Raw genomic sequence first — 24,838 nt, forward strand, 5'->3', positions numbered from 1 at the left:
GGTGCCCGGCCGGCGGGCGACAACTATCGGAAGGCTGCTGCTTGAACCTCGGCGAACAGATTAGCTCACGCCGTCGGCTCCCTCTAACGGCCAGGCCTGGCCCTGCGGCGAAGATCCCCGCTAGCGTGGAGGCAATGGCAAACCAGTTCGCACCCGACGTCGCGCACCGCGACGTCGAGACCGCGATGAACGGATCGCTGAATCTGCGGCGCACCGTCCTGAATCTGCTGAGCGCGGTCCAGCCACGCCTGGCGGACTGGGCGGTACTGGCCATGCCGGATCACCGGACCGGTGGACTGACCGTCTACGGCGGGGCCAACGTCGGATTCACCGATGTGATCGCCCGGTCGTCGCCGTCCGAGCGCGGTCTGGATCAGGTGCTGCGCACCGGCCAGCGACTCCATGGCCACGTCGGTCACGATATGTCCCTCGCCGAGATCGGCACCCGCCTGCGGCACCGCGCCCTCGCCGAGGAACTGGCCGCACTGCGTCCGGCTGACGTGCTGACCCTGGCGCTGACCGCCCGGGGCACGACATTGGGCGCGTTCGTGCTGGCCCGCACGGCGGGGCGGCTCTTCGACAAGGAGACCATCGAGGAGGCCGAGCGGCTGGGCGCGACCGCGGCTGTCGCGCTGGATTCGGCTCGACTCTACGAAGAGCGCGGACAATTGGCCGCGGCGTTGCAGCGCAGCCTCCGGCCGCCGAAACTTCCTCAGGCCACCGGATTTTCGGTTGCGGCGCGGTATCGGCCTGCGGTGGAGCATCTCGAGGTCGGCGGTGATTTCTACGATGTCGTCGGTAGCGGCGACGACGTGGTGCTCACCCTCGGCGATGTGTGCGGCAAAGGGGTGGATTCCGCGGCGCTCACGCTGCAGGCCCGCCAAACCATCCGCACCTCCACGCATTTCGACCGCAGCCCCGATCGGGTTCTGGACACGCTGAACACGGTGCTGTGTGAGCAGGCGGTGGGACGGTTCGTGACCACACTGTGCGCGCGGGTGCGGGGCAGACCTGACGGTGAATGGGCCGAGGCGCACATCGCCGCGGCCGGACACCCCGGCCCGATCGTGGTTCGGGCCACCGGCGATATCGAACAGATCGAGGTCTCCGGGATCGCCGCCGGAGTGAAGCTCGGTGTGCACTATCACACTGCCGCAGTGCGATTGGAGCGCGGCGACACCATGCTGATGTTCACCGACGGCGTCGAGGAGGCGCGTCGCGACGAGCGTCTGTATGGCGTACATCGGTTGCTGGAATTGCTGCCCGCCTACGCCGGCGCCGGCGGAGAGGTGATCTGCGAAGCCGTCGAACGCGACGTCCTGGAGTACCTGGACGGTGATCCGCACGACGACATGGCATTGCTGGCGGTCACGTGCGGGAGCTGACGGCGCTGGCCGACTACCAGCATGCGTTGGCGAGCAGAAACCGGGCGCAGGCCACCGGCGTTGTCACCCAATTGCTCACTGACGGTGTGGATCCCCTGACGATACTGACCGACGTGATCGCCACGTCGCAGCGCGAGGTCGGAATGCGGTGGCAGCGCGCCGAATGGTCCGTCGCCGACGAGCACGCGGCCACCGCGATCTCGGTCGCCGCCACCGGCGCCGTCGCGGAGCACGTGAACGCAATTCCGTTGCGGGGCAGGTCTGTTCTGGTCGCGTGTGCCGAGCGGGAGTTCCATGAACTGCCCGCCATGATCATCGGGTGCGCGTTGCGCGCGCATGGCTGGGAGACCACCGTGTTGGGCGCGGCGACCTCGCCGATGCGCCTGAGCCAGCATCTCGCCGACCACGGGCACGACGCGGTGGCCATCAGCTGCTCGGTGTTGGGCGCCTTGCCGACCACCCGCCGTTTCATCGAGGCGGCCACCGGGGCCGGGGTGCCGACGTTGGTCGGGGGCCCGGCATTCGGTTACGACGACGTGCGGGCGCGGGCGCTGGGCGCCACCGCGTGGGCACCGAACGCGCACGCCGCGGTCGAAGCGATGGACCGGCTGCCCACGGTTGCCGGTGTGCTACCGGAGATTTCACCGGCGGCGAGCGCCGAGCAGGCGCAACTGGATCTCCACCACCGGCGGATTGTCGAGTTCCTGCGCGAACGGTGGTCGCTGACGCGTGAATCGCCGCCGAACACCGTCTTCGCCAACCTGACTCGCGACACGTTGAACCAGGCGCTGCACGCACTGTCGGCGGCGCTGCTCACCGGTGACCCGCGGCCGATCGCCGAGACCGCGTGGTGGATCAACGACGTACTGCAGGCGCGTGACGCCGACTCCGCGTCAGTGGCCGAGCTGGCAGACCTGCTCGCCGACAGCCTCGACGACTACCCATTGGCGCGCGAGCTCGTGCGCGCGCACTTCATGATCGAATCCGGCTGAGCCGCAGACGGTTACGGTGCCGCGCTGGCGACCAGCTCTTCGCCGCGCATCCGCTGGGAGATCACCGTGGTGATGCCGTCGCCCTGCATCGTCACGCCGTACAGCGCATCGGCGATCTCCATGGTCGGCTTCTGGTGGGTGATGACGATCAGCTGTGACTGTGACCGTAGCTGCTCGAACAGTCCGATCAGCCTGCGCAGATTCACGTCGTCGAGGGCAGCCTCGACCTCGTCCATGACATAGAACGGCGACGGCCGGGCCCGGAAGATCGCCACCAGCATGGCCACCGCGGTCAGCGACTTCTCACCACCGGAGAGCAGCGAGAGCCGCTTGACCTTCTTACCAGGCGGGCGGGCCTCCACCTCCACGCCGGTGGTCAGCAGATCGCTGGGGTCGGTCAGCAACAACCGGCCCTCACCGCCCGGGAACAACGTCGCGAACACCTGCTCGAACTCGCGCTCGACGTCGGCGTACGCCTCGGCGAACACCTGCAGGATGCGTGCATCGACGTCGGCGATCACGTCGAGCAGATCCTTGCGGGCGGCCTTGACGTCTTCGAGCTGGGTGGACAGGAAGTTGTAGCGTTCCTCCAGCGCGGCGAACTCTTCCAGCGCAAGCGGATTCACCCGTCCCAGTTCGGACAGCTCGCGTTCGGCCCGCTTGGCCCGACGTTCCTGAGTCGGGCGGTCGAACCGCATCGGCGCGGGCGCCGAGACCTGCTCGCCGCGCTCCTTGGCCTGTTCGTATTCGGCCATCTCCAGCTCCGACGGCGGCAGGGTCACGTCCGGGCCGTACTCGGCGATCAGATCGTCGGCGGACATACCGAACTGCTCCAACACCATCTGCTCGAGCTGTTCGATGCGCAGCGACGCCTGCGCCTTGGCCACCTCGTCGCGGTGCAGCGAATCGGTCAGCGCGGCGATCCGGCCGTTCAGCGCGGTGACTTCCTCGCGCGCAGCGGTCATCGCGGTGGCCCGTTCCTGCCGTTCGGCGGCGAGGGCGTCACGGCGCCGGGATGCCGCTGCCACAACACCGGACAGGTGCCCGGCCACGCGTCGACCGGCTTCGGCCACCGCGGCCGCGACTGCGGCGGCGTGCTCGCGGGCCGCGCGGGCGCGCTGGGCGCGAACCCGTGCCTCCCGCTCGGCCGCAGCGGCGCGTCGCAACGAATCCGCCCGCCCGCGAACGGCGTTCGCACGTTCCTCGGCGGTACGCACCGCCAGCCGCACCTCCACCTCGACGGCACGGGCTTCCTCCGCGGCGGACTGCATGTACTGGCGGTCCTCGGGCGCGTCGTCGACCTCGGTCGCCCCGTCCTGGGCGGCAGCCAGCCGGTTCTCGAGTTCGGTGAGCTCTTCCACCGTGCGCAACCGCCCGGCCTCGAGTTCGTCGCGCTGAGCCTGCTGGCGGCGCCACTCCCCCTCGGCGGCACGGGCTTCCTGCCCCAGCCTGCCGAGCTGTTCGTAGATCGCCGCGATCGCGGCGTCGGATTCGTTGAGCGCCGCAAGCGCCTGCTCGGCGGCGTCCTGACGCTCACCCTGTTCGGTGAGGGCACCGGCCAGTGCGGCCGACAGCTCGGCGACCTGAGTCTCGGCCGCCGCGAGTTCGCGTGTGGCCTTGTCGATTTCGCCGGCGATCTCCAGTGTGCTCGGCTTGCGGTCGGAGCCGCCGCTGACCCACCCCGCGCCAACCAGGTCGCCGTCGAGGGTGACCGCACGCAGCGCTGGCCGCGCCGCGACCAGAGCCAGCGCGGCACCCAGATCCTCGACGACGGCGACGTCGGCGAGCATCGCCGTCATGGCGCCCTGCAGTCGGCCCGGCGCCTCGATCAGATCCAGCGCCCACACCGCGCGCTCGGGCAACGAACCGGTCTGGCGCGGCGCAATCGGCCAGTCCCCCAACACGATCGCCGCCCGGCCACCGTCAGCGTCCTTGAGTGCTCGCACCGCCGAACTGGCGGCGTCGAAGTTCTCGGCGGCCACCGCGTCGGCCGCGGCGCCCAGCACCGCCGCCAACGCCCCCTCGTAGCCCGAACGCACCTTCACGAGATTGGCAATGGTCCCGAAAAGTCCTGCGCCACCACGGTTTTCCGTCAGCCAGGCCGAGCCGTCCTTGCGCTCGAGCCCGACCGCCAACGCGTCGATGCGAGCCCGAAGGGAGGCCACCTGCCGTTCGGCGCTGCGCTCGGCGGCCTGCAATTCGGCCACCCGTTCGTCGGCCAGCCGCAGCGCGGTGATCGTACGGTCATGCTGTTCGTCGAGGCCGACCTCGCCCTGATCCAGTTCGCCGACCCGGCCCTGCACGGTCTCGAACTCGGCCCTGGCGTGCTGGGTGCGGGCGGCGGCCTCCTCGATCGCGGTGGTCAGCCGCGCGACACCCTCATCGATCGATTCGACCCGGGCGCGCACGGTCTCGACCTGACCGGCCAGCCGGGCGAGGCCTTCCCGGCGGTCGGCCTCGGCGCGCACCGCGGCCATGTGGGCACGTTCGGCTTCGGCGGCCGCGCGTTCGCGTTCTCCGAGCTCGGCACGGGCGAACTCGAGCCGCGATTGCGCTTCGGCCAGCTCTGCCAGCAGCTCCTGTTCCCGCGCGGCGACCTCGTCGGCCTCGGCTTCCAGCTCGTCGGGGTCCGGGCCGGTGCTCGCGGTGGGCTCGGTCTCGAGGTATTGCGCTCGCTCAGAAGCGATCCGGACGGTGGCGCTGACCCGTTCGGCAAGCGCCGACAGGCGGAACCAGGCCTGCTGGGCGGCGTCGGTGCGTTCGGACAGCGTGGCCACCGCGGCCTCATGTTCGGCCAGCGCCGCGCCGGCGACGTCCAGCCGTTTCGCGGCGTCGTCGTGCTCGCGGCGCAACGTGGTCTCGGTGTCGTCGGCGCCGGCGAACTCGGCCCGCCGGGTGACCAGGTCGTCGGCGGCCAGCCGCAACCGGGCGTCGCGCAGATCCGCCTGAATGGTCTGGGCTCGCCGCGCCATCTCGGCCTGGCGGCCCAGCGGCTTGAGCTGACGGCGCAGCTCGGTGGTCAAGTCGGTGAGCCGGGCCAGGTTGGCCGCCATCGAGTCGAGCTTGCGGACCGCCTTTTCCTTGCGTTTGCGGTGCTTGAGCACGCCGGCGGCCTCTTCGATGAACGCCCGGCGGTCTTCTGGCCGCGACTCGAGGATCTGGGAGAGCCGGCCCTGGCCGACGATGACGTGCATCTCGCGGCCGATGCCGGAGTCGCTGAGCAGCTCCTGGACGTCCATCAGCCGGCAGCTGGTGCCGTTGATCTCGTACTCACCGGCGCCGTCGCGGAACATCCGCCGGGTGATCGACACCTCGGAGTACTCGATCGGCAGCGCGTTGTCGGAGTTGTCGATGGTCAGCGTCACCTCGGCGCGACCCAGCGGGGCCCGCGAGGAGGTGCCGGCGAAAATGACGTCTTCCATCTTGCCGCCGCGCAGGGTTTTCGCGCCCTGCTCGCCCATCACCCAGGCCAGCGCGTCGACGACATTGGACTTACCCGAGCCGTTCGGGCCCACCACGCAGGTGATGCCGGGCTCCAGGCGCAGAGTCGTCGCCGCGGCGAAGGACTTGAAGCCCTTCAGGGTCAGACTCTTGAGGTACACGGCGTGCCAGACTACCGCTCGCTAAAGCCTCTGATGGCTTCGCCGCGCGGTGACCAATCGACAACAACCGTGTCGACGTGCCCCGGCGTTTTCCCACTATTGAGCAGCTGTAACAGCTGTTCACATGCGTCACGCGGGCCCTGCGCGACGACGAGCACCCGGCCGTCGGCCTGATTGGCGGCATACCCGGTCAGACCGAGCTCCAGCGCGCGAGACCGGGTCCACCAGCGGAAACCCACGCCCTGGACGTGGCCGTGTACCCAGGCGGTCAGGCGGACGTCAGGATCGGCCAACGTCGTCCACCTCGAACCGGACCTCGGCGCCGGATTTCAGGGTGCGGCCCACCGTGCACACCTGGTCGATCGCCCGATTGACCACCACCACGAGCCGCTCGATCTCCTCGGCGGACAGCCCGGACAGGTCGATCTCGAGCTTCTCCTCCAGCAGCGGGTAGCGCTCCTGCTCCCGGTCCGCCGGTCCGGACACCCGGATCGTCGCCGGATAGTCGTCGCCGAGACGACGGCGCAGCGGCTGATCGCTGCTCAGGCCGCTGCATCCGGCCAGCGCGATCTTGAGCAGCTCGCCGGGGGTGAAGACACCCTCGTCGGTCTCCGAACCGATCAACACCTCCGCGCCGCGGCTGCTGCGCCCGGTGTAGCGGCGGATGCCGGTGCGTTCCACCCACAGGTCAGTCATGGTTCCTTCCTTTGCGCCCAAACCGACGCTTGGGCGGGAAAGTGCGAGTAAATCACGCCAAAACGTCGATCTCGACGGTTCAACGCCGAGGACGCGGTTGGCCCGGTCTTCGTTGACATTGCGGGCAGTAGAACGACGAGCGGTTCATGAACTTCTCCCGCCGGATCGCGGTGCCGCAGCGCGGGCACGGCAGGTCTTCACGGCCGTAGACGTTCAACGACCGGTCGAAGTACCCGGACTGCCCGTTGACGTTGACGTACAGCGAGTCGAATGAGGTGCCGCCCTGGCCGAGCGCTTCACGCATCACCTCTCCTGCGGCGTCGAGCAGCTCGCCGAGCTGACGGCGGGTCAGGTTCTCGGCCAGCCGCGCGCCGTTGATCTTGGCCCGCCACAGCGACTCGTCGGCGTAGATGTTGCCGATACCCGACACCACGGTCTGATCGAGCAGCTGCCGCTTGATCTCGGAGTGCTTGCGGCGCAACACCGTAACGACAGCATCGCGATCGAACCGGGGGTCCAGCGGATCGCGGGCGATGTGCGCCACCGGCTCGGGCACCCGAGCGCCGTCGACGTCGACCAGGTCGGCCAGCTGCCACCCGCCGAAGGTGCGCTGATCGACGAAACTCAGCGCGGTGCCGTCGTCGAGCAGTGCCGCGATCCGCAGATGATTGGTGTTGGGTACCGGGCCCAGCAGCATCTGGCCGCTCATACCCAGGTGCACCACCAGTGCGGTTTCGTCATTCAGGGTGAGCCACAAGTACTTTCCGCGCCGATCGGTGCCGGTGATCTGCGCGTCGAGCAACCGGGCGGTCAGATCGGCCGCACCGGCCTCGTGCCTGCGCACCGCCCGGGGATGGTGCACTCGTACCGCGGAGATCGACCGGCCGGCGACGTGGGCTTGCAGGCCGCGCCGGACCACCTCGACCTCAGGTAGCTCAGGCATCGCAGGAGCGCCGAATGCGACTGTGGCTCAAGCGTTGTCCAGCGCGTTCCAGGCCGCGGCGGCGGCCTTCTGTTCGGCTTCCTTCTTCGACCGGCCGACGCCGTTGCCGTACTCGGTGTCCATCACCAGAACGACGGCGGTGAACTCCTTGTCGTGGTCGGGCCCGGTGGAGGTGACCACATAGGACGGTGGTCCCAGGCTGCGCGACGCGGTGAGCTCCTGCAGGCTGGTCTTCCAGTCCAGGCCGGCACCCAGCGTCGGCGCCGTGTCCAGCAGATTGCCGAAGAGCCGCAGGATCACGTCGCGCGCAACGTCGATACCGTGGTGCAGATACACCGCGCCCAGCAGTGATTCCATGCCATCGGCCAGGATGCTGGACTTGTCGGCTCCGCCGGTGTTGACTTCGCCGCGGCCCAGGAGCAGGTGTGCGCCCAGGCCCTCGTCGGTCAGGCCCCGTCCCACGTCGGCCAGCGCCTGGGTGTTGACGATGCTGGCGCGCAGCTTGGCCAGGTCGCCTTCGGTGCGTTCCGGGTGGCGATGGAACAGCTCGTCGGTGATCGTCAGGCCCAGCACCGCGTCGCCGAGGAACTCCAGGCGTTCATTGGTGGGCAGACCGCCGTGCTCGTAGGCATAGCTGCGGTGGGTCAGCGCCAGCGTCAGCAGGTCTTCCGGCATGTCGACGCCGAGTGCGGCAAGCAGACTTTCGCGTGGCGGGCTCACGACGGGCCGGCCCCCGGTTCGGGGGCGTCGGCGTCTGCTGCGGGGAACATGCCCGCCAGCTTGGCGAATCGCGGGTCGATCACGTCGTGGTGATGGCCGGGCTCGGAGGCCAGCGCGACACCGCACTGCGGGCACAGCCCCGCACAGTCCTCGGTGCACAGCGGGGTGAACGGCAAGGCCAGCCCGACGGCGTCGACGATCGGCTGTTCCAGGTCGATGGTCTGGTCGACGACGTGGCCGACCTCGTCTTCCTCGGTGGTGGATTCCGTCGTGCTGTCGGGATAGGCGAACAGTTCGGTGAGCGAGATCTCGACGTCGCCGGTGACTTCGGTCAGGCAGCGGGAGCATTCACCCCGGGTCGGTGCGTAGACCGTGCCGGTGACCAGGACCCCCTCGGATACCGACTCCAGTCGCAGATCCAGAGTCAGGTCGGCGCCGGCTTCGATGGCGACCAGGTCCAGCCCGATTCGCGATGGGCTGGGCACCGTTTCGTGCAGCTCCAGCATCGAGCCGGGGCGCCGGCCCAAGCGGGAGATGTCGAGGACGAGCGGCGACCGGCGTTTGCGCTTCGTGTGAGCACTATGTGAAGTCGCCATGATCCGATCTTAAAACCCGGCGCCGCGCGATCGCGTCAGTAGGCGCGGGCCGGGACGCTCAGCGCTGCGCGTAGTCGTGGGTGCCCGCGGCGGTGCGCAGTTGATGACGGCCGCGGCTCACCGAGCGCAGCGTGCCGTTGAGGTAGTCCTCGAACTGGGCGAGCTTGTTGTCGACGTAGATGTCGCACTCGCCACGCAGCCGGTCGGCTTCGGCATGGGCGGTGTCGATCAGCCGGGTCGACTCGGCGTTGGCCGACTGGACGACCTCGGTCTGCGAGACCAGCCGCTGCTGCTCCTTGATGCCTTCCTGCACGGCCTTCTCGTAGGAGATGTTGCCGCTCTCCACCAGCCGGTCGGCCTCGGCCTTGGCCCTGCTGGTGGCCGCTTCGTACTCACGCTTGGCGGTCGCGGCCAGACGGCTCGCCTCGTCGCGGGCCTCGGCGACCATGCGTTCGCTGTGCTGACGCGCCTCGGCGACCATCCGGTCGGCCTGCGACTTGGCGTCGGCGAGCAGCCGGTCGGCCTCGGCGCGGGCATGGCTCAGCAGGGAGTCGGCCTCGGCGGTCGAGTTCGCCACCATCGAGTCGGAGTGCTCTTTGGCCTCCCGCAGCAACGAATCGCGGGCGTCCAGCACATCCTGGGCGTCGTCGAGTTCACCCGGGATGGCGTCCTTGATGTCATCGAGGAGCTCCAGCACGTCACCGCGCGGCACCACGCAACCAGCCGTCATCGGAACGCCGCGGGCCTCTTCGACAATCGCGCTCAATTCATCGAGCGCTTCAAAAACTCGGTACACGGCGCCACCCTCCTGGGCGTAGTTGGTAGTGACCAGTGTGCCTGGTGTTACGCCTGTGACTGCGGTGGCGGCTCGGTGTGTCGGGCAGACTTTTCTGGCAACCGCACCGGTCAGGGGCGTCTCGCCGACGATCATGTCGGCGAGGCACTCCTCTCCACTGGAGAATCAGCGAGTGCGACGTCGGATTCGCGGCGCCCGGCGTGCCCCGGATCGGGCCGCACAGTCGTGACAGATCAGCGGGCGCGCTGGGCCAGCTTGGCCTGCAGCCGGCGGTTCACCGACTCTGGCAGCAGTGCCGAGACGTCACCGCCGAACATGGCAACCTCTTTGGCCAGCGACGAGGAGACGAACGAATACTCCGGTGTGGTGGCCACGAAGAAGGTGTCCACCCCGGCGATGTGCTTGTTCATCTGCGCCATCTGCAGCTCGTACTCGAAATCGGTTCCGGTGCGCAGACCTTTGACGATCGCGGTCATGCCGCGCTGTTTCACGAAGTCGACGACCAGTCCCTGCCCCGACTCGGCGTGCAGGTTCGGCAGATGGGCGCACGCCTCGGAGATCATCGCGATCCGCTCGTCGATGTCGAACATCCCGGACTTGTTGGGATTGATCAGCACCGCGACGATCACCTCGTCGAATTGCGCTGCGGCCCGCTCGAAGATGTCGACGTGACCCCGCGTCACCGGATCGAACGATCCCGGGCATACCGCGCCAGTCATATGCGGCGCTCCTGCTCATCGCTACGCTCTGCGTCGTCGCCGCCGGTCATGGGCAGTGACGCTAGCAGGCCGCGATCTCGATGCGGGTATCTCCGTATCGCCGGTTGTCCCAGGCCGTCCAGCCCGCCGGCCAGGACAGTTCCGCCGACGACGTGGCGCGTTCGACCACCACGACGGTGCCCGGCGCGACCCAGCCGTGTCGGTCCAAACTTGCGAGCACGGCCTCGATGTCGGCGCTGGACACCTCGTACGGCGGATCCGCCAGCACCAGGTCCACCGGTACGTCGGTGCCCGCGGCGAGCACCGCGGCGACCGCCCCGCGGCGTACCGTCGCCCCGGGCAGACCCAACGTCGAGACGTTTCGTTTGATGACAGCCGCGGCGCGCGAATCACTTTCGACGAATAGCGCCGAGGCCGCACCGCGCGACAGCGCTTCCAGCCCGAGCGCCCCCGAACCGGCGTAGAGGTCCAGCACCCGCAGACCGTCGAAATCCCGCCGCGCGGCAAGGACATTGAACAGCGCCTCACGGACCCGGTCCGTGGTCGGCCGGGTGCCCCGGGGCGGCACATCCAAGCGCCGTCCGCCGGCGCTGCCGCCGACGATGCGGGTCAGGCTGCTCCCCCGGTCAGTCCTTCCGAACCGATCACCACCAGCAGATCGCCACCTTCGACCTGGGCGGTGCTGCCGACGGCAACGCGAGTCACCCTGCCACCCTTGGGTGCGGTGATTGCGGCCTCCATCTTCATCGCCTCGATGGTGGCGATGGTCTGTCCCGCTTGCACCTTCTCGTCGACCGCCACCCCGATCGTGACGACCCCGGCGAACGGGGCGGCGACGTGATCGGCGTTGTTGCGGTCGGCCTTCTCCGCGGCCGGCACGGTTTCGGCGATGTTGGTGTCGCGCACCAACACCGGACGCAGCTGGCCGTTGATGATGCACATGACGGTGCGCATGCCGCGCTCGTCGGGTTCGGAAATGGCCTCCAGCCCGACGATCAACTCGACGCCGCGCTCGAGCTCGATGCGGTGCTCGTCGCCGTGGCGCAGTCCGGAGAAGAACTGGTTGGCGCTCAGGCCGGAGGTGTCGCCGTACTCTTCGCGGTGCGCCTCGAATTCCTTGGTGGGGCCCGGGAACAGCAGCCGGTTCAGTGCAGCCTGGCGAGCCGGACCGGGTTCGCCGAGCACCTTCTCGTCCTCGACCGACAGCGACTGTTCTGGCTTGGCGGCGCCACGGCCTTCCAATGCCTTGGTGCGCAACGGTTCTGGCCAGCCGCCCGGCGGGTCACCAAGCTCACCGCGCAGGAATCCGATCACCGAGTCCGGGATGTCGTGGCGCCCCGGGTCTTCGGCGAACTCCTCGGCGGTGATGCCCGCACCGACCAGGGCCAGCGCCAGATCGCCGACCACCTTGCTCGACGGCGTGACCTTCACCAGTCGGCCCAGGATGCGGTCGGCTCCCGCGTAGGCGTTCTCGACGTCCTCGAACCGCTCGCCCAGCCCCAGCGCGATGGCTTGGGTGCGCAGGTTGGACAGCTGGCCGCCCGGGATTTCGTGGTGATACACCCGGCCGGTCGGCGCGGGCAGGCCGGCCTCGAACGGGGCGTACACCCGGCGCAGCAGCTCCCAGTACGGCTCCAGGTCGCACACCGCGTCGAGGTTGATGCCGGTGTCGTACGGCGTGTGCGCCGCGGCGGCCACGATCGCCGACAGCGGCGGCTGGCTGGTGGTGCCCGACAGCGGAGCCGCCGCGCCGTCCACCGCACTGGCGCCGGCATGCCAGGCCGCGGTGTAGGTGGCGAGCTGACCGCCCGGCGTGTCGTGGGTGTGCACGTGCACCGGCAGGTCGAAGCGGCTGCGTAGCGCGGAGACCAGCGTGTGCGCCGCCGGCGGCCGCAGCAGCCCGGCCATGTCCTTGATCGCCAGCACGTGGGCGCCGGCGTCGACGATCTGCTCGGCCAGACGCAGCCAATAGTCCAGCGTGTAGAGCGTCTCGGCCGGGTTGGACAGGTCACCGGTGTAGGACATCGCCACTTCGGCGACCGCCGAACCGGTCGCGCGCACGGCATCGATGGCCGGCCGCATCGACTCGACGTTGTTGAGGGCGTCGAAGATTCGGAAAATGTCGACACCAGTGCGAGCGGCCTCGTCGACGAACGCGTGCGTCACCGTCTCCGGGTAGGGCGTGTAGCCGACCGTGTTGCGGCCGCGCAGCAGCATCTGCAGACAGATGTTGGGGATCGCCTCACGCAGCGAGGCCAACCGCTCCCACGGGTCTTCCTTCAAAAACCGAAGCGCGACATCATAAGTCGCTCCACCCCAACACTCGATGGACAACAGCTCCGGCGTCATCCTGGCGATGTACGGGGCGACTTTGAGCAGTCCCGAGGACCGCACGCGGGTCGCCAGCAGTGACTGGTGGGCGTCCCGGAACGTCGTATCGGTCACGCCGATCGCCGGAGAATCCTTGAGCCACTTGGCGAATCCCTCAGGACCCAGTTCGTCGAGGCGCTGCTTGCTGCCCGGCGGCGGGCTCGCCGCGATATCGATGTCGGGCAGTTTGTCCTGCGGGTAATACCGGGGCCGGTCGCGGTACGGCGAATTGACCGTCACCTCGGCCAGGAACTTCAGCATCTTGGTTCCGCGGTCCGCGGATGTCCGCGACGTCAGCAGTTCCGGACGCTCGTCGATGAACGACGTGGTGATCCGCCCGGTCTGGAAATCCGGATCGTCCAGAACCGCTTGCAGGAACGGGATATTCGTCGACACGCCACGGATCCGGAATTCCGCCACCGCCCGCCTGGCCCGTGCCACCGCGGTGGGGAAATCACGACCGCGACAGGTGAGCTTGACCAGCATCGAATCGAAATGCGCGGTGACTTCCGCACCCAGATGGGTCCCGCCGTCGAGCCGGATCCCCGCGCCGCCCGGCGAGCGGTAGGTGGTGATCCGCCCGGTGTCGGGACGGAATCCGTTGGCGGGGTCCTCGGTGGTGATGCGGCACTGCAGGGCCGCGCCGTGCGGCGCGATGCGCTCCTGGCTCAGCCCCAGATCGGCCAGCGTCTCCCCCGCCGCGATCCGCAGCTGGGCCGACACCAGGTCGACGTCGGTGATCTCCTCGGTCACGGTGTGCTCCACCTGGATCCGGGGATTCATCTCGATGAACACATGCCGGCCGCGCTCGTCGAGCAGGAACTCGACGGTGCCCGCGCAGGTGTAGCCGATGTGGCGGGCGAAGGCGACGGCGTCAGCGCAGATCTGGTCGCGCAGAGCGGGATCCAGGTTGGGCGCCGGGGCCAGCTCGATGACCTTCTGGTGGCGGCGCTGCACACTGCAGTCACGCTCGTAGAGGTGAATGACGTTGCCGTAGGTGTCGGCGAGGATCTGCACCTCGATGTGGCGTGGATTGACCACTGCCTGTTCAAGGAACACCGTGGGATCACCGAAGGCCGACTCGGCCTCGCGGCTGGCGGCCTCGATGGACTCCGGCAACGCCGATGGCTCGGTCACCCGGCGCATACCGCGCCCGCCGCCGCCGGCGACGGCTTTGACGAACAACGGGAATTCCATCTGCTGGGCCGCGGCGACCAATTCGTCCACCGAGGCCGACGGCGCCGACGACGTGAGCACCGGCAGCCCCGCCTCGCGGGCCGCGGCGATCGCTCGCGCCTTGTTGCCGGTGAGTTCGAGAATCGACGAATCCGGGCCGACGAACGTGATGCCCGACGCCGCGCAGGCGGCCGCCAATTCCGGATTCTCCGACAGGAAGCCGTAACCGGGATAGATCGCGTCCGCACCGGCGGCCCGGGCGGTGGCGACGATCTCGTCGACCGACAGGTACGCCCGTACCGGATGGCCGACGTCGCCGATCTGATATGCCTCGTCGGCCTTGAGGCGGTGCAACGAATTGCGGTCCTCGTACGGGAAAATGGCTACCGTGCCGATGCCCATTTCGTAGGCAGCGCGGAAAGCTCGGATCGCAATCTCACCGCGGTTGGCCACGAGGACTTTGGAAATCACCCGCATACCCTACCCGCGTGACCGCGCCTGCGGCGGGCGACTAGATGAGCGTGGACCAGTAGTTCCAGAACCGCACCAGGATCAGCAGGAGCAACCCGGTAAACCACAGCGTCACGATCGACCAGCGCCAGGTGTAGAGCACCCGGGCAACCACGTTCCCGGCGAGCGGACGAAGCGCAATCGAGGACACCACAACCAACAACGGGACGGTGACCGCCCACACCACCATGCAGTACGGGCACAGCGCCCCGATGCGGTACAGCGTCTGGAAGATCAGCCAGTGGATGAACACCGTAGCCAGCGCCGTGCCGATGGTGAGTCCCAGCCAGTACCACCGCGGCAGTCGCACCTTGGCCACGGCGAGCACACCGGTGGCCACGACGACGGCGAACGCGGCGATTCCGATCAGCGGGTTCGGGAAGCCGAACGCCGACGCCTGCGGCGTGATCATCACCGATCCGCACGACAGCACCGGGTTGATGCTGCAACTCGGCACGTAGGCCGGGTTCACCAAGATCTCGATCTTTTCGATCGTCAGGGTGGCCGACGCGATCAGACCGACCACGCCGGCGATCAGCACCCACCACGCGCTGGCCGGTCGCACCGCGACCCCGCCCGACGGGTCTTTCGACTCGACGGGTTCGGTCGGTTCGACCGGAGCCGGGGTCGCCACGCTCATGACGTCGGGGCCGGCGTGGGCTGAGTCGGGCTCGGCGGCGCGGGAGCGTTGTCCAGGCCGGGCACGTTGCCGACGATCGCCTTGACCTTGGCGATCAGATCCTCGGGCGAGGCCGGGCTGATGTCCTGGCCATTGAGGCGGATGGTCGGCGTCGCCGTGATCTTGGAGGCCGCGGCCAGACCCTCGACCATGTCGCTGTGCTTGCCGGAGTTGATGCACGACGAGACCTTGTCGGTCGGCACTCCGGCCTGCCGGGCGGTCTCGATCAGGCGGGCGTTGTCAGGGGCACCGCCCGCACCTTCCTCGGGCTGCATGGCGAACAGCGCGGAGTGGTAGCGGGGGAACGCTTCCTTGTCCGCGTCGCCGACGCAATAGGCCGCGTTGGCCGCGCGAGTGGAGTAGTTGTCGTTGACCCGCGAGTTGAGGATGGCGACCGAGTAGTAGTCGGCGGCGATGGCACCGGCTTCGACCAGCTTGGAGATGGTCGGGCCAAAAGCCTTCTCGAAATCACGGCAGTGCGGGCACTGGAAGTCCTCGTAGAGCGACAGCACCGCCTTGGGCTCGTCGGTGCCGTCCTTCTTGATCAGCTGGCTCGAGGTGATCCGCACCGCCTGCGCGTCGCCTGCCGCGGCGGTCTTCTTGTCGTGACTCATCACGATGTACAGCACCAGTGCGACGGCGAAGATGACGACGATGCCGGTCAGCCCCAGCTGGATGGCCAGGTTGCGCTTACGGTCCTGGGCTTTCAGGTCGTAGCGGGGGGTGGATTTCTTGTTGGTGGCCACGGCTCGGCTGATCCTCGCTGTCAAGACTCGGTGTTGGCGCCTCTAGAGTACCGGCGCGCCTGCCCGCCGAATTTCAGGCGCGGGCGAGGTGGGCGCGCAGCGCCGAGATCATCTCGGCATTGCACCGGCTCACCTGGCCGCCCAGCGCATTCAGGTTGAGGAATGCGTGGGTCATCGGACCCATCTGCCGCAGATCGGTCAGTACGCCCGCTGCCTGCAGCTTTGCCGCGTACTGCTCGCCTTCGTCGCGCAGCGGATCGAACCCCGCGGTGACGACCAACGCCGGTGCGAGCCCGCTGAAATCGTCGGCCAGCAGCGGCGACACTCGCGGATCGGTGATGTCGACTTCGGATCCCTCGACGTAGGCGTCGGCGAACCAGTCCATGTTGGCCTTGGACAGCAGGAATCCGTCGGCGAACAGGGTGCGTGACCGGGTTCCGCCGCGCAGGTCGGTCGCCGGATAGATCAGCCACTGCAGGCTCGGCTGGCGGCCCCCACCGTCGCGGGCCAGCTGGGCCACCACTGCGGCCAGGCAGCCGCCGGCACTGTCGCCGCCCACCGCGATGCGGTCGGGGTCGGCACCCAACTCCGCGGCGTTCAACACGGCCCACAGGTAGGCGGCGTAGGCGTCGTCGACGGCCGCGGGCGCCTTGTGCTCGGGCGCCAGCCGGTAATCGATGGACAGAACGTGCACACCGGCATCGCGGCAGATCAACCGGCAGGCCGAATCGTGGGTTTCGAGGTCGCCGAAGACGAACCCGCCGCCGTGATAGAAGACCAGCAGCGGCGCGCCGTCGCCGTCGGCGGGGCGATAGTGCCGGGCCGGGATGATGCCGGCCGGGCCGGGAATCTCCAGCGGCGAGATCTGAGCGACGTGGATGTCGGCCTCGTCGAGGCTGTCGGTGGCTTCCCGGTTCTGACGGCGGGTGGCGATCGGATCGCCGGTGACCGCGAGGCTGCTCAAGCCGACCGCGCGCTGGGCGGCCAGCATCATCTGGATCGACGGATCGAGAGTGTTCCCGTCGATCGTGATGGCGCGGCCACCCGACAACAGTCTCTTCACGACGCCCGGCAGGTGCGGGATGGCTTTGACGCCGGCGCGGTTGGCGACCGGCAAGGCCCTCTTCAGGAACCGGCTTCGCGCGGTCCCAGACACGGTGTCTGTCATTGATAGTCCTCGGTTCTGGTGCGCAGTACCGGTATCGCCGCAGCGTACGGGACCTCGACTGTCGGCGGCCTGTCGGCCCCGCCCGCAATCAGCGGTTGACGAATCCGACAATTCGACCTGTTCTCGGCGGCGGCGCGCCGGGCCTGCTCAAACGACATGTCGCGCTGGGTACTATCGTCACCCGAAGTCGGTTGACCCCGGAGCCGATTGCGACGGGTCCTGTCCCCGGCTCATTCGACTCCACAGACAGGTGACACGATGCCGGCGGCCGCGATCCCCACCGTCACGCTCAACGACGACAACACCCTCCCCGTGCTGGGCCTCGGCGTCGCCGAGCTGTCCGCCGAGGAGACCGAGAGCGCGGTGGCCAGCGCCCTGGCGGCGGGTTATCGGCTGATCCAAACCGCGAAGGGCAACGAGGAGGCCGTCGGGCGCGCAGTCGCCGCGTCGGGTCTGCCCCGCGACGAACTGTTCATCGCCACCAAGCTCGCCACCGAGGACCAGGGTTTCCAGTCGTCCCAGGACGCCATCAGGGCCAGCCTCGAACGGCTGGGGCTGGAGTATGTCGACCTGTATCTGATGGACTGGCCGGCCGAGCAGAACGGCAAGTACATCGACGCCTGGGGCGGCATCATGCGGTCCCGCCAGGACGGTCTGATCAAGTCGATCGGTGTCGCGAACTTCACCCCAGAAAACCTGTCGGACATCATCGACCTGAGCTATTTCTCGCCGGTGGTCAACCAGATCGAACTGCACCCGCTGCTCAACCAGACCGAGTTGCGCGCGGTACACAGCGATCGTTCGATCCTCACCGGGGCCTACATCCCGACCGATGAGGGGAAGCTGACGGGCAATCCGGCGATCGCCGAAGTGGCTGCAGCGCATGGGAAGTCACCGGCACAGGTGCTGATCCGCTGGAGCCTGCAGCAGGGCGATATCGTCGTTCCGCGGTCGGCTCCGGCACACATCGCCGAGAACGCCGATGTGTTCGACTTCGAACTCACCGCAGCGGAGATCGAGACCCTCAACGGTCTCGACGACGGGACCCGCTTCCTGCCGAATCCGGCAGGCTAGGCCCCGCCGCCGAGCCCGCTGTGGCTCAGGCGTCCAGCAGCCAGTCGTTCGGGCTGAACAACTCGCAGTGCACCCGATCCGTGGCGATGCCGCGGCCGGTCAGCTGGGCGCGCACCGCCTGCACGAAACCGTCGTTCCCGCACAGATAGATCTCTGCGCCGTCGGCGATGTCGATGTCGATGTCGATGTCGTCGAGGTTCATCAGCCCCTCGTGGATTCGGGGGTTGTCGCCGTCGACGTCCTCGGCGTACCAGAGGTCCAGGCTGGCGTCGGGCAGGATGTCGACGAGTTCACGGTGCCGCTTACGCAACGGGTGGGTTACCGCGCTGCGGTCGGCGTGCAGCACCTGCACCGGTGCCGCATGTGACTGGCCGACAAGGTATTCCAAAATTCCGATCATCGGCGTGATGCCGATGCCCGCGGAGATCAGCACGACCGGCGCGCCACTGCGCGGCTCGGGCAGATCGCCGAACGGCACCGTGACGTCGAGCAGATCACCGACCCGGACGCAGTCGCGGATCCAGCTCGACACTTCACCTGCCGGGTTGTGCCCGACGGCGTCGACCGGCTTGACCGCGAAGGTCAACTCGGACGCACCCGGAGCGTTCACCAAGCTGTACTGCCGCAGCTGACGCGCGCCGTCGGGTAGTGTCACACCTACCGAAACATATTGCGCCGCACCAGCTCCGGCCACACCGTCGGCTCCCACCGTCACCAGTACGGCCCCGGAGGGGTCGTCTTCGCGGGCGGTGACCCGCAGCCGACGGAAGACGTCTCCGGCGGCGACCCCGGCGCCGGCGTAGAGATCGCGTTCCAGAGCGATCAGGGTGTCGGCCATGATCCAGTACACCCGGTCCCATGCCGCCGCGACGTCGGCGGTCACCGTGTCGGCGCCCAGCACCTCGACGATCGCGGCGAACAGGTGCTCGTGCACGATCGGGTACTGGTCGGGGGTTATGCCCAGCGACGCGTGCTTGTGGCCGATGCGCGACAGCAGTTCGCTCGGATGCGGCAGGTCCGGATTGACCAGGTGCGTGGCGAAAGTCGCGATCGAGGCGGCCAGGGCACGCTGCTGCGCTCCCTGCGCTTGATTGCCCCGGTTGAACAGGTTGCGCAGCAGCTCCGGGTGACGACCGAACATCCGCCGGTAGAACACCGACGTGATCTCGTCGACGTGCGCCCCGACGAGCGGCAGTGTCGCCGTGATGATCTCGGCGTGGTGCGGCTCCAGTTCCTGAACCTCGGCCGCGCCGACTGCGGTGGTGGTCATGTCAGATTCCCTTCGGTTGTGAGTTGCAGAACGACGGGCAGCATCTGGCTGCCGACGAGATCGGCGATCGTGTGGCGATCGAGTTCGGCGTAGAAGGCCTCTTTGGCATCGGCGAGCACCCGACGCAGCCGGCAGCCCGCGATCAGCGGACAGGCCGGCTGGCCGGTGCAGTCGACGACTTCGCGATCCCCTTCGAGCCGGCGCACCAGCCAGCCCAGTGATGCCTCGCGGCCGGCGTCGGTGAGTTCCAGGCCGCCGGCGCGGCCGCGGCGGGCGTGCACCAGCCCCAGCTCGGTCAGCCGCGACACCGCTTTGGCGACATGATTCTCCGACGCGCCGGCCGCGGCGGCGACCGTTCTGGTGGTGACCCGCTGCTCGCGAGCCTGACCGGTGGCGAGCAGCATCATGGCCCGAAGACCTAGGTCGGTAAACCTCGTGAGCTGCATAAACCCGACGCTAGTTTATTCGGCATCGCAGATGCGTATTTTCTGCGTGTGGGCTTGAATACACGAATCGGTGCGGATTTTTGACCTGCGGTGACGACCGCGTGAGCCCGATCTCGAGGTAACCGACCGCCCCGCTAGCGACTGGGGCAGGTACCCGCGGCCGAGCGCAACTCGTCGGCTGAGGACTGATCCACCGGCAGTGCGTACCCTCGCAGCACCGCGATGAACTGCATCGCGTACTGGCACCAGAACGCATGATTGGGCGGCATCCAGCTGCCAGGAGGCTGGTCGCCCTTGTCCTGGTTGACCTGACCGTCGACGGCCAGCAGGTTGGCCGGATCGTTGGCGAATCGAATCCGCATGTCGTCCGGCCAGTTTCGCGCGCCCATGTCCCACGCGTACGCCAGCGGCACCAGGTGGTCGATCTGCACCGCCGCCCCGACCTTCGCGCCACGGGTGAACGGGATCGTCGCGCTGGTGTACGGGTCGTGCAGGACGCCGGTGGCGACCGCCTGCGGGCAGCGTTTGGTGAACACGAAGGTCTTGTCGACGAGGTCGCGGTCCAGCACGTCGTCACGGGTGTCGCAGCCGTTGTGCCCGCCCGGCGCGGAGTTGTTGTCGTCCCACGCATCGCCGAAGGCCGCGCGCCGATAGTCGTTGCCGCGCACCCGCTGCGGGATGACGACGATCCCGTCGAGCACGTCGGTTCCCGGTGCCACCGTCGGCACGTCGGCGCGGGCGATCATCGCATCGGGATGACTGGTCGAGGACGTGACCTGCACGGAGACGATCACCGCCAGCGCCGCGATTACGGCCAGCCAGATCAGGGGCCGCCGTCTCACGACTTGTCCAGGTAGTCGATCCGGTCGCCGCCGGTGAATTGGCCGGCCAGGACCGTCATGCCGGGGTTCGCAGGATCCCTGGCATAGATCGACTGGGCCACCTCACGCGCATCGACGATGACCTCGAGGTGCTCCGCCAGAGACAGGAAGCGCAGCGTGATGGGACGGCCGGACTGGTTGAGCCCCAACACGTCTCCCTCGCGGCGCTCCTGCAGGTCCAGATCCGCCAGCTCGAAGCCGTCCAGCGTGCTCGCCACCGCGGTCAACCGGTCGCCGGCTTTGGATCCCTCCGGGAGTTTGGTGGCCAGCAGGCACAGGCTGGCGTGCGAACCGCGCCCGATCCGCCCGCGCAACTGGTGCAGCTGGCTGATGCCGAACCGGTCGGCGTCCATCACCACCATCACCGTCGCATTCGGCACATCCACACCCACCTCGATGACAGTGGTGCACACCAGGACGTCGATGTCGCCCGCCCGGAACGCGGCCATCACCGCGTCCTTCTCGTCGGCGGGCAGCTTGCCGTGCATCAGGCCCAACCGCAGCCCGGCCAGCGGCCCGTGACCCAGATGCTTGAACAGGTTGACGACCGTCTCGGCGGGCGGGCCGCCCTCCTGCTCACCCGCCTTGTCGTCCTCGTCGATGCGGGAGGCCACGACGTAGGCCTGTCGGCCTTCGCCGACCTCCTCGGTGATCCGTTGCCAGGCCCGCGCCAGCCACTGCGGCTTGTCTTTGATGAAGATTGTGTTGGTGGTGATCGGCTGACGCCCGCGCGGAAGTTCGCGCAGGGTCGAAGTTTCCAGGTCGCCGTAGACCGTCAGTGCGACGGTGCGCGGGATCGGGGTGGCCGTCATAACCAGCAGATGCGGGGTCAGTCCGGCAGGTGCCTTGGCGCGCAACCGGTCTCGCTGCTCCACGCCGAACCGGTGTTGCTCGTCGACGACGACGAAGCCGAGCTTGTGGAATTCGACGGCGTCCTGCAACAGCGCGTGGGTGCCGACGACGATGCCCGCCTCCCCGGACGCCACCTCGTCGCGCACCTGACGTTTCTGGGCCGCCGACATCGACCCGGTCAGCAGTGCGATTCGGGTCGCCCCGTCCTCACCGCCGAGTTGGCCGGCCATCGCCAGCGGGCCGAGCACACCGCGGATCGACTGGGCATGTTGGGCGGCAAGGACTTCCGTCGGCGCCAGCAACGCGCACTGGTATCCCGCGTCGACCATCTGCAGCATGGCCACCACGGACACGATCGTCTTGCCGGAGCCGACCTCGCCCTGCAGCAGCCGGTTCATCGGCTTGCTCGCGGCCAGTTCGCCGGAGACGACGTCGAGCACCTCCTGTTGACCCGCCGTCAGCGCGAAGGGCAGGCGCTCGATCAGCGCGGCGGCCAAGCCGTCTTCGCGACGCGGCGCGACCGGGCCGGATTCGGAGAGCTCGCCGTGGCGGCGCTGCGCGAGCGCCCATTGCATCCCGACAGCCTCGTCGAACCGCAGCCGCTCGCGGGCTGCCTCGCGCTCGGGTTCCCGTTCGGCCACGTGGATGGCGCGCAGCGCTTCATCCTCGGAGATCAGACCCCGTTGGCGCACAACGCTTTCGGGCAGCGGATCGGGTATCGGGTCGAGGACCGCGAGTACCTGCTGCACACAGGCGTAGATGTCCCAGCTCTGCAGCTTGGAGCTGGCCGGGTAGATCGGGAAGAAGTCGCGCTCGAACGCCGACATCGACAACTCGCCGCTCTGTGACGTCGAGGTGTCGGCGATCGTCTTCAACGACTTGCTGCCGAATACTCGCCCCTTGGGCGACTCCAGAACCAGGAAATCCGGATGCGTCAGCTGCATGGCCCCCCGGAAGAAGCCGACCTCCCCGGACAGCATCAGCCGGACGCCCTCGATCAATTCCTTCTTGAGCCACTTGGCGTTGAAGAACGTCGCGGTGACTTTGCGCCGCCCCTTGCCGAGCGTGATCACCAGATACTCGCGCTTGGGTCCTCGCTGAGGCAGGCGGGTGACGGCACTCTCGATCTCGCCGACCAGCGTGATGTGCTCGCCCTCCTCCGGCGGCACCTCGTCCTCACCCCACACCGACATCCCGTGGACGTACTTGCGCGGGTAGTGCCGCAGCAGGCCGTCGACGGTGCGGATGCCGAACACATCATCGAGCAGACCGGCGGCCTTGCCGCCGACGATTCCGTCGAGACGGTCGGTGAGACTGACCACGACTACTCCACCCCGATCAACAGGTCATCGCCGCGGTGACCGGTGGCGTAGGTGGCGAATTCGATTCCGGGATGGCGCCGGTGGATGTGCGCGGCGAGCGCCTCGGCGACGGCCGGATCGGTGCCGGCACCGGTCAACACGGTCACCAGCTCACCGCCGGCCACCAGCAGCAGGTCGATCAGCCCGGCGGCCGCACCGGTCACATCGTCGGCGACCACCAGGACTTCGTCACCGGCGATGCCCAGCCCGTCACCCGGTTCGCAGCTACCCGCCCACGTGAGCGCCTGTTCGGTGGCGGTGCGCACCGAACCATGCCGGGCCGCGGCCGCCGCCCTGGCCATCGAGTACCCGTCGTCGACGGCGTGGCGGCCCGGATCGTGGACCGCGAGCGCGGCCAGCCCCTGCACCATCGAACCGGTCGGCAACGCGACAACGTCTATGCCCCAACCGATTCCGGCCGTGCAGCCGGCGACCAACTCCTCGGCCGCCACATATCCGTTGGGCAGCACCATCACCTGCGCGGCCCGGGTATCGACCAGCGCGCGAAGCAGTTCACGGGCGCTCACGCCGTTGACCGGATCTTCCAGCTCAGCCTCGGGCCGCAGCACGCAGGCGCCCTCCTGGCTGAAAAGCTCTGCGGCACCGTCTCCGTCGACGACGGCGAGCACCGCGCGCTCCCGACTCCAGCTGCCCGGGGACACCCGGGCGGGCCCGGTGCTCAACACCGAGATCTGGATTCGGCTCACCGCGCCGGCCGCCATCCCGGCCTCCACGGCGGCGCCGGCGTCGTCGGTGTGGACGTGGACCGAATAGCGTTCGGCCGACGCGGCGATCGCGACCGAATCGCCGAGCTGCTCCAGCCGGGTGCGCAGCGGGTCGAGGGCGGCCGGGTCACAGCCGGCGAGCAGATACATCACCTCGAACTGCGGCGGAGCCGGTTCCGCGGCCGCGGTCTCGATCCGCGGCGGGCCCGGTTCGTAGGCGTGCCGGTGTGGCGCATGCCCGGTGACGGTGGCGGTCAGCGCGTCGATCAGGACGAGGAAGCCGCGCCCGCCCGCGTCGACCACCCCTGCCTCGGCCAGCGCGTCGAGCTGTTCGGGCGTGCGGTCCAGCGCGGTGACCGCGGCCTCGCCACCTGCGGTCAGCGATTCGGCAAGGCTCGCGCCGTCGGCGGCCCACTGCTGAACGGTGTCGGCGACAGCCTGCAGGACCGAGACGATGGTGCCGGCCACCAGCTGCCCACCCATCGACGACACCACCAGCCCGACGGCGTGCCGAAGGGCCGCGCCCAGCAGTACCGCGTCGATGTCGGCGAGATAACCGTCGGTGTCGGTGGCGGCCGCGGCGGTCACGTCGGCCAGTCCGCGCAGGATCTGGGACAGGATCACCCCGGAGTTGCCCCGGGCGCCGTGCAGTGCACCCTCGGCAAGCGCGGCGGTCAACTCACCGACGCCGCCCGAGCCGGTCACCGACTCCGCCTCGGTCAGCGCCGCCCGCATGGTGAACAAGAGGTTGGTCCCGGTATCGGAGTCGGCGACCGGGAACACATTGAGCCGGTTGATCTCGTCGGTGTGGGTGATCAGGTCGCCGACCGCGGTAGAGGCCCAGTCGCGCAGGGCAGATGCGTCCAGCCGCCGGTCCGGCATCGGCACCTCCTCGCGATCCCTGGCCACCACACGGCGTCGTCGCGCCAGCCTATCCAGTCCACCCGACACCGCGATGCCGCCGCGGCGCAGGACCGTGGGATGGCCGGATCACTGCAGGTCAGCTGGCCGCAGAGGGCGTCGTCCGGGCGTTGCAGCGGCGCATTTTGGCGTTCGGTTCACCGGACGGCTATCCTAGTCAGGTTGTCGGGTCACCCGTTTCGGTCGTTGGCCCCCAGGAACACGTTCGAT

General features: G+C 68.6%; 21 protein-coding genes. 3 read left to right on the top strand and 18 right to left on the bottom strand.

Annotation, left to right across the window (positions count from 1 at the left end; translation table 11 throughout):
• Positions 1–134 precede the first annotated feature (134 nt).
• Positions 135–1,385 carry a PP2C family protein-serine/threonine phosphatase gene (locus tag AB4879_RS15330; RefSeq protein WP_370508240.1) on the top strand — a complete coding sequence of 417 codons (1,251 nt, stop codon included), beginning with the start codon at positions 135–137 and terminating at the stop codon, positions 1,383–1,385.
• Positions 1,373–2,377, top strand: coding sequence for a B12-binding domain-containing protein (locus tag AB4879_RS15335; RefSeq protein ID WP_370508241.1), 1,005 nt, complete (start codon positions 1,373–1,375; stop codon positions 2,375–2,377). Before AB4879_RS15330 ends, AB4879_RS15335 begins: the two co-directional genes overlap by 13 nt.
• Positions 2,378–2,388: 11 nt before the next feature.
• Here the strand turns inward: AB4879_RS15335 and smc are convergent, their stop codons facing one another.
• From smc to AB4879_RS15400, 13 genes are all read right to left on the bottom strand, one after another.
• Complete coding sequence (gene smc / locus AB4879_RS15340) at positions 2,389–5,979, bottom strand: chromosome segregation protein SMC (RefSeq protein ID WP_370508242.1); 3,591 nt, start codon at positions 5,977–5,979, stop codon at positions 2,389–2,391.
• A gap of 11 nt (positions 5,980–5,990) precedes the next feature.
• A complete protein-coding gene (locus tag AB4879_RS15345; protein ID WP_036339092.1) occupies positions 5,991–6,272 on the bottom strand; it encodes an acylphosphatase in 282 nt (93 codons plus the stop codon).
• Entirely contained in the window at positions 6,259–6,675 is a 417-nt protein-coding gene (locus AB4879_RS15350) for an OsmC family protein (protein WP_036339094.1), read from the bottom strand. Before AB4879_RS15350 ends, AB4879_RS15345 begins: the two co-directional genes overlap by 14 nt.
• Positions 6,676–6,754: 79 nt before the next feature.
• Entirely contained in the window at positions 6,755–7,618 is an 864-nt protein-coding gene (gene mutM / locus AB4879_RS15355) for a DNA-formamidopyrimidine glycosylase (RefSeq protein ID WP_102806887.1), read from the bottom strand.
• A gap of 27 nt (positions 7,619–7,645) precedes the next feature.
• The gene (gene rnc, locus AB4879_RS15360) at positions 7,646–8,293 is read right to left on the bottom strand and encodes a ribonuclease III (RefSeq protein ID WP_370508337.1); all 648 of its coding nucleotides are present in this window, start codon (positions 8,291–8,293) and stop codon (positions 7,646–7,648) included.
• Positions 8,294–8,334: 41 nt separating this feature from the next.
• Positions 8,335–8,934: a DUF177 domain-containing protein gene (locus AB4879_RS15365; RefSeq protein WP_370508243.1), complete on the bottom strand. Its 600-nt coding sequence runs from the start codon at positions 8,932–8,934 to the stop codon at positions 8,335–8,337.
• 58 nt (positions 8,935–8,992) lie between these two features.
• Positions 8,993–9,730, bottom strand: coding sequence for a cell division protein SepIVA (gene sepIVA, locus AB4879_RS15370; RefSeq protein WP_036339102.1), 738 nt, complete (start codon positions 9,728–9,730; stop codon positions 8,993–8,995).
• A gap of 233 nt (positions 9,731–9,963) precedes the next feature.
• Entirely contained in the window at positions 9,964–10,449 is a 486-nt protein-coding gene (gene coaD, locus AB4879_RS15375; protein ID WP_102806889.1) for a pantetheine-phosphate adenylyltransferase, read from the bottom strand.
• 61 nt (positions 10,450–10,510) lie between these two features.
• Positions 10,511–11,062 (bottom strand): 16S rRNA (guanine(966)-N(2))-methyltransferase RsmD, encoded by a 552-nt coding sequence (gene rsmD / locus AB4879_RS15380; protein WP_370508338.1) that lies wholly within the window; start codon positions 11,060–11,062, stop codon positions 10,511–10,513.
• The gene (locus tag AB4879_RS15385; RefSeq protein ID WP_370508244.1) at positions 11,059–14,466 is read right to left on the bottom strand and encodes a pyruvate carboxylase; all 3,408 of its coding nucleotides are present in this window, start codon (positions 14,464–14,466) and stop codon (positions 11,059–11,061) included. The genes rsmD and AB4879_RS15385 overlap by 4 nt, the downstream gene beginning before the upstream one ends.
• Before the next feature lie 40 nt (positions 14,467–14,506).
• Positions 14,507–15,145: a vitamin K epoxide reductase family protein gene (locus AB4879_RS15390; protein ID WP_102806890.1), complete on the bottom strand. Its 639-nt coding sequence runs from the start codon at positions 15,143–15,145 to the stop codon at positions 14,507–14,509.
• Entirely contained in the window at positions 15,142–15,930 is a 789-nt protein-coding gene (locus tag AB4879_RS15395) for a thioredoxin domain-containing protein (RefSeq protein ID WP_102806891.1), read from the bottom strand. Before AB4879_RS15395 ends, AB4879_RS15390 begins: the two co-directional genes overlap by 4 nt.
• A 73-nt stretch (positions 15,931–16,003) precedes the next feature.
• Positions 16,004–17,098 carry an alpha/beta hydrolase gene (locus tag AB4879_RS15400; RefSeq protein ID WP_370508245.1) on the bottom strand — a complete coding sequence of 365 codons (1,095 nt, stop codon included), beginning with the start codon at positions 17,096–17,098 and terminating at the stop codon, positions 16,004–16,006.
• 258 nt (positions 17,099–17,356) lie between these two features.
• On the opposite strand from AB4879_RS15400, the gene AB4879_RS15405 reads away from it, so the two are divergent.
• Complete coding sequence (locus AB4879_RS15405; RefSeq protein ID WP_370508246.1) at positions 17,357–18,172, top strand: aldo/keto reductase; 816 nt, start codon at positions 17,357–17,359, stop codon at positions 18,170–18,172.
• 25 nt (positions 18,173–18,197) lie between these two features.
• Here the strand turns inward: AB4879_RS15405 and AB4879_RS15410 are convergent, their stop codons facing one another.
• From AB4879_RS15410 to AB4879_RS15430, 5 genes are all read right to left on the bottom strand, one after another.
• A complete protein-coding gene (locus AB4879_RS15410; RefSeq protein ID WP_370508247.1) occupies positions 18,198–19,442 on the bottom strand; it encodes a globin domain-containing protein in 1,245 nt (414 codons plus the stop codon).
• Entirely contained in the window at positions 19,439–19,888 is a 450-nt protein-coding gene (locus AB4879_RS15415) for an Rrf2 family transcriptional regulator (RefSeq protein WP_102806895.1), read from the bottom strand. Before AB4879_RS15415 ends, AB4879_RS15410 begins: the two co-directional genes overlap by 4 nt.
• Positions 19,889–20,022: 134 nt before the next feature.
• Positions 20,023–20,730, bottom strand: coding sequence for an HNH endonuclease family protein (locus AB4879_RS15420; RefSeq protein ID WP_370508248.1), 708 nt, complete (start codon positions 20,728–20,730; stop codon positions 20,023–20,025).
• Positions 20,727–22,943 (bottom strand): ATP-dependent DNA helicase RecG, encoded by a 2,217-nt coding sequence (recG, locus tag AB4879_RS15425; RefSeq protein WP_370508249.1) that lies wholly within the window; start codon positions 22,941–22,943, stop codon positions 20,727–20,729. Before recG ends, AB4879_RS15420 begins: the two co-directional genes overlap by 4 nt.
• Positions 22,944–22,945: 2 nt before the next feature.
• Positions 22,946–24,589 (bottom strand): DAK2 domain-containing protein, encoded by a 1,644-nt coding sequence (locus tag AB4879_RS15430; protein ID WP_370508250.1) that lies wholly within the window; start codon positions 24,587–24,589, stop codon positions 22,946–22,948.
• Between the last annotated feature and the right edge of the window lie 249 nt (positions 24,590–24,838).

The organism is Mycobacterium sp. SA01 (assembly GCF_041287105.1).
Classification (GTDB): domain Bacteria; phylum Actinomycetota; class Actinomycetes; order Mycobacteriales; family Mycobacteriaceae; genus Mycobacterium.